Below are 12,396 nucleotides of genomic sequence, written 5' to 3' on the forward strand. Positions count from 1 at the left end.
TTACTCCGTTTCATTCACGGGACACTACCGATTTATTATGGCGAGCATTGCTCTCAGATGTCCAACAGTGCCAGAAAAATATGACAATAAACCGTCTGATAGGAAAGAGAAAGGGGGGAGCGTAGATGAATACCGGAGATGTTAACCGGAAAAGGTATTTATGCCTGTAAACCGGATGGTGAGATCCGGTTTACAGGTTGATTTTATTCTTCGTCGGCGGCGTAGCCTTGTGGCGGCAGACGAACGCCGTCCAGCCATGCTGCGTTATCACGCATTTTCAGGCGACCATCAGTAAACCAGCTTACCACCAGCGGGTAAATGGTATGTTCCTGGGCCTGGACTCGTGCCGTGACATCATCTTCGCTGTCGCCTTCAAATACCGGAACCTTGGCCTGGAGAATAACCGGTCCGCCGTCCAGTTCATCGGTGACGAAATGGACGGAGGTGCCATGCTCTTCATCGCCGTTTTCCAGAACCTGACGGTGCGTGTGCAGGCCAGGATACTTCGGCAATAATGACGGGTGGATATTCAGCAATCGTTCAGAATAGTGAGCAACAAACGTCGGACTTAGAATGCGCATATAACCGGCCAGCACCACGAGATCGGGGGCATAAGCGTCGATCTCTTGTATCAGTTGCTGGTCGAATGCTTCGCGACTGGCAAACTGGGCGGCTTCCAGCGAGTGTGCAGGAATATTCGCTTCGCGTGCGCGCTCAAGGCCGAACGCATCGGCCTTGTTACTGAATACTGCACGTATGGTGCCATTGATTTTATTCTGTTCGCAGGCATCCATTATCGCCTGCAAATTGCTTCCGTTGCCGGAAATGAGCACCACAATGTTTTTCATTCAATGACCACACGCTGTTCGGAATCAGAAGCTTTGATGATACCGATTTTCCATGCGTTTTCACCTTTCTCATTGAGCAAAGCAAGGGCTTTGTCCACTTCAGAAGCTGGCAGGGCGATAATCATGCCTACGCCGCAGTTAAAGGTGCGATACATCTCATGCTGGCTGACGTTACCCGCCGTTTGCAGCCAGTTGAAGACGGCTGGCCACTGCCATGAAGATTCGTCGATCACAGCCTGCGTGTTGTCTGGCAGAACGCGTGGAATATTTTCCCAGAAGCCACCGCCGGTCAGGTGGGCAATGGCATGCACATCAACCTTCTCAATCAGTTCCAGAATGGATTTGACATAAATGCGGGTCGGGGCCAGTAAGTGATCGGCCAGCGGCTTGCCTTCAAGCTCGGTGGTTTCCGGGTCACAACCGCTAACTTCAACAATTTTGCGCACCAGAGAGTAGCCGTTGGAGTGCGGACCGCTGGAGCCGAGTGCAATCAGTACGTCGCCGTCAGCCACTTTTGAACCGTCGATGATCTCAGATTTTTCGACGACGCCAACGCAGAAGCCTGCCACGTCGTAATCTTCGCCGTGGTACATCCCCGGCATTTCAGCCGTTTCACCGCCGACAAGCGCACAGCCAGACTGCAGACAGCCTTCGGCAATACCGTTAATGACGCTGGCTGCGGTATCCACATCCAGTTTGCCGGTAGCATAGTAGTCGAGGAAAAACAGCGGCTCAGCGCCCTGAACCACGAGATCGTTGACGCACATTGCGACGAGGTCAATGCCGATAGTGTCGTGGCGTTTCAGATCCATCGCCAGGCGCAGTTTTGTGCCGACGCCATCAGTGCCGGAAACCAGTACCGGTTCACGATATTTTTGCGGCAATGCGCACAGCGCACCGAAGCCACCCAGACCACCCATAACTTCCGGACGACGAGTTTTCTTTACTACGCCTTTGATTCGATCAACCAGAGCATTACCTGCATCAATATCAACACCGGCATCTTTGTAGCTAAGAGAGGTTTTATCGGTCACTGCCTGCTTCCCCACATGTTTACTTGCAGTAAAAGTTAAATTCGGCGCAATTCTAACAGGGAAAGCAAACGTTTGCGAGCCTGCTCTGCATCAAGTTTTATGTGCTGATTTTTTCAGCATTTTACAATCATTTATCTATTTGTTTGAACTGCGCCACGAAAATGAAACCGGGTACAGTCTTGTGCTTGAAACCTGCCTGCTGAATACACAGTATCGTACTGAAACCGGTTTCTGTTTTCTGTTGCAGACCTCATCAACAGCGTTTTGCACAGAGTAATCACGAGAGGGGAAGGGGATGTCAGGATTTAAAGCAGATTTCATGTGGGGTGGTGCCGTAGCCGCTCATCAACTGGAAGGTGGCTGGCAGGAAGGTGGAAAAGGAATTAGCGTTGCCGATGTCATGACGGCGGGGGCGCATGGCGTGGCGCGTGAAATCACTGACGGTGTGATTGCCGGTAAAAACTACCCTAACCACGACGCCATCGATTTTTATCACCGCTATAAAGACGACATTAAACTGTTTGCCGAAATGGGGTTTAAATGTTTTCGTACTTCGATTGCCTGGACGCGTATTTTCCCCTTAGGCGACGAAGCGCAACCCAATGAGGCTGGCCTGCAGTTCTATGATGACCTGTTTGACGAATGCCTGAAATATGGCATTGAACCGGTGATTACGTTGTCGCATTTCGAGATGCCATACCATCTGGTGACGGAATATGGCGGCTGGCGTAACCGTAAGCTTATCGATTTCTTTGTCCGTTTTGCCGCAGTGGTTTTTACCCGTTACCAGCACAAAGTGAAGTACTGGATGACGTTTAATGAAATTAACAACCAGGCAAATTATCACGAAGACTTCGCGCCTTTTACTAACTCTGGCCTGAAATACCAGCCCGGTGAAGACCGCGAGCCGGTTATGTACCAGGCGGCGCACTATGAACTGGTGGCAAGCGCACTGGCGGTAAAGGCTGCGCGTGAGATTAACCCGGCATTGCAGATAGGGTGCATGATTGCCATGTGTCCTATCTATCCACTGACCTGCGCGCCGGACGATATGATGATGGCGATGAACGCCATGCACCGGCGTTACTGGTTTACCGATGTCCATGTGCGCGGCAAATACCCGCAGCATCTTCTCAACTACTTTGCCCGGCGTGGCTTTGATCTTGATATCACCGAGGAAGACCGTCAGGCGCTGACCGAGGGTTGTGTCGATTACATCGGCTTTAGCTACTATATGTCTTTCGCAACGCAGGCCACGGCAGACAACCCACAGCTGGACTACGACGAGTCGAAAAGCCTGGTTTCCAACCCGTACGTGCAGAAATCGGACTGGGGCTGGCAGATTGATCCCGTTGGTCTGCGCTATTCGCTGAACTGGTTCTGGGATCATTACCAACTGCCGCTGTTTATCGTCGAAAACGGCTTTGGTGCGATTGACGTGCAGCAGGCCGACGGCTCGGTAGATGATTCCTATCGTATTGACTATATGGCCGCACATATCAGCGAAATGAAAAAAGCGGTAGTGGAAGATGGCGTGGACCTGATGGGCTATACCCCGTGGGGCTGTATTGATTTAGTCTCGGCCGGGACGGGGGAGATGAAAAAACGCTACGGCTTTATCTATGTTGATAAAAATAATGACGGAAGCGGAACGTTAGCACGCTTGCCGAAGAAATCTTTTTCATGGTATCAAAACGTTATCCAGACCAATGCTGAATATCTATAAAATTCATAGTATTGACAGCCAGCCCCGCCAATAATGCGGGGCTTGTTTTATACTCATCATCCAGACGCAAACGACTTTGGTTGATCCATATCAAGCGTATCCAGTGTTGCGCCAGAGACGAAAAGCGGTATAATCCGGCGATTTTTTTTGTGGTTGCCACTCGTCTGAGGAAAGGAGAAGAGTATGAAGATCGTGGAAGTCAAACACCCACTCGTCAAACACAAGCTGGGACTGATGCGTGAAAACGACATCAGCACTAAACGCTTTCGTGAACTCGCCTCGGAAGTTGGCAGCCTGCTGACTTATGAAGCAACCGCTGGTCTGGAAACCGAAAAGGTGACCATTGAAGGCTGGAACGGTCCGGTTGAAGTTGACCAAATCAAAGGTAAAAAAATCACCGTTGTGCCAATCCTGCGTGCGGGCCTGGGCATGATGGAAGGCGTACTGGAAAACGTTCCGAGCGCGCGTATCAGCGTGGTTGGTATGTACCGTAACGAAGAAACGCTGGAGCCGGTTCCGTACTTCCAGAAGCTGGTATCTAACATCGATGAGCGTATGGCGCTGATCGTTGACCCGATGCTGGCAACCGGCGGTTCCGTTATCGCCACCATCGACCTGCTGAAAAATGCAGGCTGCACCAGCATTAAAGTGCTGGTCCTGGTTGCGGCACCGGAAGGTATCGCGGCACTGGAAAAAGCGCACCCGGATGTTGAGCTGTACACGGCCTCCATCGATCAGGGGTTGAACGAGCACGGATACATTATTCCAGGGCTCGGCGATGCCGGCGATAAGATTTTTGGTACCAAGTAAACGAATAAGTGAAAAGAAGCCGACTTTAAGAGTCGGCTTTTTTTTGAATATAACAACCCAAGGCTAATAACAAACAACACTCAGAGGAAAACACTATGACGCGCCGTGCTATCGGGGTGAGTGAAAGACCGCCGCTTTTACAGACAATCCCGCTTAGTTTGCAGCACCTGTTCGCTATGTTTGGCGCAACGGTTCTGGTGCCAGTCCTGTTCCACATCAACCCGGCTACCGTTCTGCTGTTTAACGGCATTGGTACGTTGCTGTATCTCTTTATCTGTAAAGGTAAAATTCCTGCGTATCTGGGTTCCAGCTTCGCATTTATTTCCCCAGTACTGCTGTTGCTGCCGTTAGGGTATGAAGTGGCGCTGGGTGGTTTCATTATGTGCGGCGTTCTGTTCTGCCTGGTTTCTTTCATCGTTAAGAAAGCAGGAACCGGCTGGCTGGATGTCATGTTCCCTCCTGCGGCGATGGGCGCAATCGTTGCCGTCATCGGTCTGGAGCTGGCTGGCGTCGCTGCGGGCATGGCGGGGTTACTGCCAGCAGAGGGACAATTACCGGATTCAAAAACCATCATCATCTCAATGGTGACGCTGGCGGTTACGGTATTTGGCTCTGTACTGTTCCGCGGTTTTATGGCGATTATCCCGATTCTGATTGGGGTGCTGGCCGGCTACGCGCTCTCCTTCGTGATGGGGGTCGTGGACACCACGCCGATTGCGCAGGCCCACTGGTTTGCTCTGCCAACGTTCTACACGCCGCGCTTTGAATGGGTTGCCATTCTGACCATCCTGCCGGCGGCGCTGGTGGTCATCGCTGAACACGTTGGACACCTGGTGGTAACGGCGAATATCGTGAAAAAAGATTTGATTCGCGATCCTGGCCTGCATCGTTCAATGTTTGCCAACGGCCTGTCTACGGTTATCTCTGGTTTCTTCGGCTCTACGCCGAACACCACGTACGGTGAAAATATTGGCGTAATGGCGATTACTCGTGTTTACAGTACCTGGGTTATCGGCGGCGCGGCAATTTTTGCCATTCTGCTCTCCTGTGTGGGCAAGCTGGCGGCGGCGATCCAAATCATTCCACTGCCGGTCATGGGTGGCGTATCGCTGCTGCTGTACGGCGTGATTGGTGCTTCCGGTATTCGCGTACTGATCGAGTCAAAAGTTGACTACAACAAAGCGCAAAACCTGATCCTGACCTCGGTTATTTTGATCATTGGCGTGAGTGGTGCGAAAGTTCACATTGGTGCCGCTGAGCTGAAAGGCATGGCGCTGGCGACCATTGTTGGCGTTTGTCTGAGCCTGATTTTCAAAGTTATCAGCCTGCTGCGTCCGGAAGAAGTCGTGCTTGACGCGGAAGATGCCGACAGTCCGCAACAGTAAATCTCTTACCGGGTGGCGATGCTGCCCGGTTCTATCACGACGTATTTCTGTGTTAAACTCAACGCGATTTTATGAAATCCTGGGTTGAGGTATCTCTGAACACACCGGCACAGCTCTCTTTGCCACTTTATCTTCCTGACGACGAAACTTTCGCAAGTTTCTGGCCGGGGGATAACTCCTCTTTACTGGCTGCACTGCAAAACGTGCTGCGTCAGGACCATAGCGGGTATATTTATCTCTGGTCGCGTGAAGGCGCTGGCCGTAGTCATTTGCTGCATGCAGCCTGTGCGGAACTGTCCGCGCGCGGCGATGCGGTAGGCTATGTGCCGCTCGACAAGCGTACCTGGTTCGTCCCCGAGGTGCTCGACGGTATGGAGCATTTATCGCTGGTATGCATCGATAACATCGAATGTGTGGCCGGGGATTCGCTGTGGGAAATGGCGATCTTTGATCTCTACAACCGCATCCTGGAGTCGGGGAAAACGCGTCTGCTGATCACCGGCGATCGCCCGCCAAGACAGCTGAATCTGGGGTTGCCGGATCTCGCCTCGCGCCTGGACTGGGGACAAATCTACAAGCTGCAGCCGCTTTCCGATGAAGATAAGCTGCAGGCGTTGCAATTACGCGCCAGACTTCGTGGGTTTGAACTGCCGGAAGATGTGGGACGCTTCCTGCTCAAGCGTCTGGATCGAGAAATGCGTACGCTGTTTATGACGTTGGATCAGCTTGATCATGCATCGATCACCGCCCAGCGTAAGCTGACCATTCCATTCGTAAAAGAGATACTGAAGCTGTAAGCGCCGCAGCCGAAAAGACTGCGGCAGGTTTCAGGTTAACCGATGATTTCCAGTACCTGCTCCGGCGGGCGTCCAATTCTCGCCTGGCCTTTGGCAACCACAATCGGGCGCTCCATCAATTTCGGATTTTCCACCATTGCCTGAATCAGCGCATCTTCACTCAGATTTACGTCCGCCAGATTAAGTGACTTATAGAGATCTTCTTTCTGGCGCATCAGCTCGCGCGCGCTGGACATGCCCAGCATCTGCAGCAATTCACGCAGGGTTGTGGCGTCAGCCGGGGTTTCCAGATACAACACCACTTCCGGGGCCACACCGTTGGACTTCAGTAACTCCAGCGTTTCACGGCTCTTGGAGCAGCGTGGGTTATGGTAGATTTTAATCGCGTCTGACATGACTTCTCCTTGCATAACAATCCTGCCGGATGGCGACCAAAAGACCTTATCTGGCCTACATATCGCCATCCGGCAAGGGGTCGATAATTACATTTTCGTATACGGTTTAAAGCGCTCTTGCAGTTGGCGTAGCTGGTCGATACGGGCATCGTATCTGGCCTGCTGCTGGCTACCCAGCTTGACCTGTGAGCTTGCGCTGCTGAGCATCGAAATAGCCTGATCCAGACGTCCTGCGAGGGCATACCCTTCCGCGCGGGCTGCCAGTTCCTGATCACGGTTGTTCAGGTTGGCTTCCGTTTGCGCTAAAAGATCCCAGCCGTTAGGGTCGTCCTTATGGCTAAACGTATAGCGATTCAGGATGGTCGCTGCCTCTTTGGCTTGCCCGGCCTGTAAATACGCATTTGCCAGGTTGAGCTGCAGTACCGGGTTGGTGCGCAGGTCGCGGGCGTTTTTCAACCGATTAATGGCATCGCTGGTTTTCTTCTGGCCGAGATCGATATCCGTTGCCAGGTCGAGATACCAGGCATTGTTAGCATCTGCCGCTAGCAGCGGTTGCAGTGTTTTACGTGCCTCGTCATATTTACTGGCCTCCATTGCCTGCAATGCCCGGCCATACTGCGCCGCACGTTGCTCACGTATGTTGCCTTTCGACCAGTTACTCAGCAGGTCATCGGTCAGCTGGTTGCGACCAGAGTTGTACATGCCTAAGGTGCGTGCCTTGGCCAGATAAAAATCTTCTGAAGACTGGACGACAGCCGGACGCATTTGGTTGGCGCGGTTACGGGCATCCGACAGACGGCTTTCTGGCAGGGGGTGAGTCAGCAAAATTTCTGGTGGACGCGAAGAGTAACGGGCCTGATCGAGCAATTTTTCCAGAAACGTCGGCATGGCCTGGGGATCGAATCCCGAGCGTTGCAGTACCTGAATACCGATGCGGTCTGCTTCCTGTTCGTTTTGCTGCGTAAAGCTAATCATCCCCTGACGTGTACCCGCCAGCGTACCGGTCAGCGCCGCCATACCTGCTTGCGGGCTGGCCATCGCCAATAAAATTGACCCTAACGCACCCACCCACGTTAGCGGCGCGCTGCGTTTCTGGTCTTCCATTGCACGCGCCAGGTGACGCTGCGTAACGTGGGATATTTCGTGCGCCATAACCGATGCCAGTTGGCTTTCGTTATCGGAATAGCGGAACAGTGCGGAGTGCAAAACAACGTTGCCGCCAAAGAAAGCAAAGGCGTTGATTTCATCGTTGTTAATCAAAAAGAAGGTGAAGGGCGTTTTTACCGAGTCGGCGTGCGAGACCAGACGCATCCCCAGCGCATTAATGTATTGCGTCAGCAACGGATCGTTAATTAATGGCGCACTGCCGCGCAGCTGGCGTACATAATAATCGCCCATCTGCATTTCCTGTCCTATGGAAAGCGTACTCCCTGCCGAGGTTCCCATATCAGGCAGGGTGTCCGCGGTTTCTGCAAATGCGGGCGCAACCTGACCGATGGTCAGTGCAGCAATGAGGGTAGCAACCAGGTTTTTTTTCAACTGCCTGAACATAACCTCTGTCCTGTATTCTTTTTTGAGATAGCCATTTGACCAATGCCGTGAAGTATCGTTCACACTCCGCAAGCTTAGGGAGTGTAACTGCGAAACCTGACGATGAACACCCAGGAAAAATGTCTTTTCACTTTGCGTAATCCGCTATAAAAAGCGAAGTCTTTTTTGTGACATTTCGATACAATTCGGGATCGCAATCCCGCTATTGGATTCATGGAAGGGTTTTATGCTCGAAATGTTGATGCAATGGTATCGCCGCCGCTTTAGCGACCCCGAAGCCATCGCCTTGCTGATTATTCTGGTTGCCGGTTTTGGCATCCTGTTCTTTTTTAGCGGTCTTCTGGCGCCGCTGCTGGTCGCCATTGTGCTGGCGTACCTGCTCGAATGGCCGACAGTACGGCTGGAACATATTGGTTGTTCACGGCGTTGGGCGACATCGATTGTGTTGGTGGTGTTTGTCGGTATTTTGCTGCTGATGGCGTTTGTGGTAATGCCCGTTGCATGGCAACAGGGGATCTACCTGATCCGCGATATGCCCGGCATGCTCAATAAATTGTCTGATTTTGCCGCCACCTTACCGCGGCGTTATCCGGCGCTGATGGATGCGGGCATTATTGATGCGATGGCGGAGAATATGCGCTCGCGAATGCTCACCATGGGCGATTCGGTGGTGAAATATTCGCTGGCTTCACTGGTCGGATTGCTGACGCTGGCGGTGTATCTGATTCTCGTCCCGTTGATGGTGTTCTTCCTGATCAAAGATAAAGGACAAATGCTGAACGCAGTGCGTCGGGTGCTGCCGCGTAATCGCGGACTGGCGGGGCAGGTGTGGAAAGAGATGAACCAGCAAATCACCAACTATATCCGCGGCAAGGTGCTGGAAATGGTGGTGGTTGGCGTGGCGACCTGGCTCGGCTTCCTGCTGTTTGGCCTCAACTATTCGCTGCTGCTGGCGGTGCTGGTAGGCTTCTCCGTGCTGATCCCGTATATCGGCGCTTTCGTGGTCACTATTCCGGTGGTCGGTGTGGCATTGTTCCAGTTCGGGCTTGGCACCGAGTTCTGGAGCTGTTTTGCCGTATATCTGATAATCCAGGCGCTGGACGGTAATTTGCTGGTGCCGGTGCTGTTCTCCGAGGCGGTAAATCTGCATCCGCTGGTGATTATTCTCTCAGTGGTGATATTCGGCGGCCTGTGGGGATTCTGGGGCGTATTCTTTGCGATTCCTCTGGCGACGTTAATCAAAGCGGTAATGCATGCCTGGCCGGATGGTCAGGTCGTTGATGAACCCTAATCTGTTTGCTCCGGCGATGCAATGTCGCCGGAGCCGAACTTGTCTGACCTCTATCCACACATTCTGAATAATCTCTTCTGGTGTCGTTTTTCTCTGCGTTTGTCTTTAACTTGACCCGCGTGATGTCTTTAAGTCACGCAAGGAATAAGGCCAACAGGAGAACAAAATGGGTCACAACACACACACGCAGCAGAAGGTGGGATGGGGCGGATATCTCGCTTTTTTTATTACGATTATTCTTTTTTCCGGCATGTTTGCGAAAAGTACCGAATGGTGGCGAGTCTTTGATTTCACCGTTCTCAACGGTGCGTTTGGGCAGATTAATGCGGCGGGGGACACGGCGGTCTCTTTTCGCGGCACGGGCGGTATGGGCGCAAAAGACGGCTTCTTATTCGCGCTTGAGCTGGCGCCTTCCGTCATTCTTTCACTCGGGATAATTTCCGTCACCGAAGGGCTGGGAGGGTTGCGTGCGGCACAGCAACTGATGACGCCAGTCCTGCGCCCGTTACTCGGTATTCCGGGTATTTGCTCGTTGGCGCTGATTGCGAATTTGCAAAATACCGATGCTGCGGCAGGGATGACTAAAGAAATGGCGGAAGAGGGCATTATCACTGAACAGGAACGTGCAATTTTTGCCTGCTGGCAAACCAGCGGCAGTGCGTGTATTACCAACTATTTTTCCTCGGGTGCCGCGCTGTTTACGATGGTTACCGTTCCGGTGATTACGCCGCTGGCGGTGATCCTTGTCTTCAAATTTGTGGGTGCGAACCTGCTGCGTTTGTGGATTGCGCAGCTGGAAAATCGCCGTACGCAGCAGGAGGCGTGAGATGACAACGCAAGTACGTAAAAACGTCATGGATATGTTTATCGATGGCGCACGGCGCGGATTCACTATTGCAACAACCAGCCTGTTGCCTAACGTGGTAATGGCGTTTGTGATTATTCAGGCGCTGAAGGTGACGGGACTGCTCGAGATTGTCGGGCGGGTATGTGAGCCGGTAATGGCGCTGTGGGGACTGCCGGGGGAATCTGCTACCGTACTGCTGGCGGCGGTGATGAGTATGGGAGGCGGCGTCGGTGTTTGCGCCAGCCTGGTTGTCGCCGGTACGCTTTCGGGACATGATGCTACGGTGCTGTTACCGGCTATCTACCTGATGGGCAATCCGGTGCAAAATGTGGGACGCTGTCTGGGTACCGCGGGGGTCCATCCCCGTTATTACCCGCTTATTATTGCGGTATGCGTAATTAATGCGCTGCTCTCTATTTGGGTTATGCAGGTTATTGCCTGACAAGGAAGGTTATGAACTGTTCCATTCTTAATTTGACGTTGTTCCTGCAGGGACACGTGTACGCGCCGGAAGATTTAGGACGCCAGGATATACTGGTGTCTGGCAGCAAAATTGTTGCCATCGCGCCGTCGATTTCCCCTGACGATTTTCCAGGCTGCGAGTGTATCAATCTTGACGGTGCGATTGTGTGCCCAGGATTTATCGATCAACACGTCCATCTGATTGGCGGCGGCGGAGAAGCAGGGCCGCACACCCGCACGCCGGAAGTGCGCTTGTCGCGGCTGGTTGAAGCTGGCGTCACCTCGGTGGTGGGATTGCTGGGGACAGATGGTATTACCCGTCACCCTGAATCGCTGCTGGCGAAAACCCGCGCGCTGGAATTTGAAGGCATCAGCGCATGGATGCTGACCGGGGCGTATTCTCTGCCTTCCCCGACCATCACCGGCAGTATCGATCGCGATGTGGCGCTGATCGATAAAATCATTGGCGTGAAATGTGCTGTTTCAGACCATCGTTCTTCAGCCCCGGACACCTCGGCGCTGGCAAACATGGCGGCGCAGTCGCGCGTTGGCGGATTGTTAGGGCGCAAGCCGGGGATTAGCGTCTTCCATATGGGCGACAGCCCGCGCATGCTGGAGCCGTTGTACCAGATCCTCGAAAGTTGCGATGTACCGATTACCAAGCTGCTGCCCACACACGTCAATCGTGCGGAACCGTTGTTTCAGTCGGCGCTGGAGTATGCCCGCAAAGGCGGTTATATCGACATTACCAGCAGCATTGATGAACCCGTCGACCCGGCCACGGCTATCGCCACGGCGCTACGCCAGAACGTGCCGCTGTCGCGTATTACCTTGAGTTCGGATGGCAACGGTAGCCAGCCGGAATTTGATGACTACGGTAATCTTACCGGCATCGGTGTCGCAGGGTTTGAATCACTGGCTGAAACAGTGCGCCAGTTGGTGAAGGTTCATGCCATACCGCTGGAACTGGCGCTGTGTCCGCTGACGCGAACGGTCGCAGAATTTTTGGGACTGGAACATAAAGGGCGTCTGGCGGTGGGATGCGATGCCGACATTCTGGTGCTCAATGATGCGCTTGAAGTTCATCACCTGTGGGCGAAGGGCAAAGCCGTCGTCAGAGAGAAAAAAGCCTGTGTAAAAGGGACGTTTGAATAAACGACGTTGATGCCGGATGGCGGCGTAAACGCCTTATCCGGCTACGGAGTTATGCGGATGGTGGCCTGATAAGACGCGTGGCGTCACCATCAGGC

12 protein-coding genes are annotated in these 12,396 nt (G+C 53.0%); 8 read left to right on the forward strand and 4 right to left on the reverse strand.

Annotated elements, in window-relative coordinates; translation table 11 throughout:
• Window positions 1-203: 203 nt before the first annotated feature.
• Both purN and purM read right to left on the reverse strand, forming a co-directional pair.
• The gene (gene purN, locus HV352_RS06375; protein WP_181635293.1) at window positions 204-848 is read right to left on the reverse strand and encodes a phosphoribosylglycinamide formyltransferase; all 645 of its coding nucleotides are present in this window, start codon (window positions 846-848) and stop codon (window positions 204-206) included.
• Window positions 845-1,882, reverse strand: a complete 1,038-nt coding sequence (gene purM / locus HV352_RS06380; RefSeq protein ID WP_181635294.1) for a phosphoribosylformylglycinamidine cyclo-ligase — start codon at window positions 1,880-1,882, stop codon at window positions 845-847. The genes purN and purM overlap by 4 nt, the downstream gene beginning before the upstream one ends.
• 295 nt (window positions 1,883-2,177) lie before the next feature.
• On the opposite strand from purM, the gene HV352_RS06385 reads away from it, so the two are divergent.
• The 4 genes from HV352_RS06385 (at window position 2,178) to HV352_RS06400 (ending at window position 6,600) form a co-directional block, all read left to right on the forward strand.
• Window positions 2,178-3,608, forward strand: a complete 1,431-nt coding sequence (locus tag HV352_RS06385) for a 6-phospho-beta-glucosidase (protein WP_181635295.1) — start codon at window positions 2,178-2,180, stop codon at window positions 3,606-3,608.
• Window positions 3,609-3,791: 183 nt separating this feature from the next.
• The gene (gene upp / locus HV352_RS06390; protein WP_003835110.1) at window positions 3,792-4,418 is read left to right on the forward strand and encodes a uracil phosphoribosyltransferase; all 627 of its coding nucleotides are present in this window, start codon (window positions 3,792-3,794) and stop codon (window positions 4,416-4,418) included.
• Between the two features lie 95 nt (window positions 4,419-4,513).
• Window positions 4,514-5,803, forward strand: a complete 1,290-nt coding sequence (gene uraA, locus HV352_RS06395; RefSeq protein WP_016157119.1) for a uracil permease — start codon at window positions 4,514-4,516, stop codon at window positions 5,801-5,803.
• A 95-nt stretch (window positions 5,804-5,898) separates the two neighbouring features.
• Entirely contained in the window at window positions 5,899-6,600 is a 702-nt protein-coding gene (locus tag HV352_RS06400; protein ID WP_200049399.1) for a DnaA inactivator Hda, read from the forward strand.
• 35 nt (window positions 6,601-6,635) lie between these two features.
• Here the strand turns inward: HV352_RS06400 and arsC are convergent, their stop codons facing one another.
• The gene (gene arsC / locus HV352_RS06405) at window positions 6,636-6,995 is read right to left on the reverse strand and encodes an arsenate reductase (glutaredoxin) (RefSeq protein ID WP_075847660.1); all 360 of its coding nucleotides are present in this window, start codon (window positions 6,993-6,995) and stop codon (window positions 6,636-6,638) included.
• Between the two features lie 87 nt (window positions 6,996-7,082).
• Complete coding sequence (gene bepA / locus HV352_RS06410; protein ID WP_075847663.1) at window positions 7,083-8,546, reverse strand: beta-barrel assembly-enhancing protease; 1,464 nt, start codon at window positions 8,544-8,546, stop codon at window positions 7,083-7,085.
• 226 nt (window positions 8,547-8,772) lie between these two features.
• Between bepA and HV352_RS06415 the strand changes: the two genes are divergently transcribed.
• From HV352_RS06415 to iadA, 4 genes are all read left to right on the forward strand, one after another.
• Window positions 8,773-9,837, forward strand: coding sequence for an AI-2E family transporter (locus HV352_RS06415; protein WP_016153975.1), 1,065 nt, complete (start codon window positions 8,773-8,775; stop codon window positions 9,835-9,837).
• A 166-nt stretch (window positions 9,838-10,003) separates the two neighbouring features.
• Complete coding sequence (locus HV352_RS06420; protein WP_016153974.1) at window positions 10,004-10,663, forward strand: nucleoside recognition domain-containing protein; 660 nt, start codon at window positions 10,004-10,006, stop codon at window positions 10,661-10,663.
• A gap of 1 nt (window position 10,664) precedes the next feature.
• On the forward strand, window positions 10,665-11,126 hold the full coding sequence (locus HV352_RS06425; protein ID WP_003037948.1) for a YjiG family protein: 462 nt from the start codon (window positions 10,665-10,667) through the stop codon (window positions 11,124-11,126).
• 11 nt (window positions 11,127-11,137) lie between these two features.
• The gene (gene iadA / locus HV352_RS06430) at window positions 11,138-12,301 is read left to right on the forward strand and encodes a beta-aspartyl-peptidase (RefSeq protein WP_046275208.1); all 1,164 of its coding nucleotides are present in this window, start codon (window positions 11,138-11,140) and stop codon (window positions 12,299-12,301) included.
• Window positions 12,302-12,396: the final 95 nt, after the last annotated feature.

Source organism: Citrobacter sp. RHBSTW-01044 (genome assembly GCF_013781945.1).
Lineage (GTDB): Bacteria > Pseudomonadota > Gammaproteobacteria > Enterobacterales > Enterobacteriaceae > Citrobacter > Citrobacter braakii.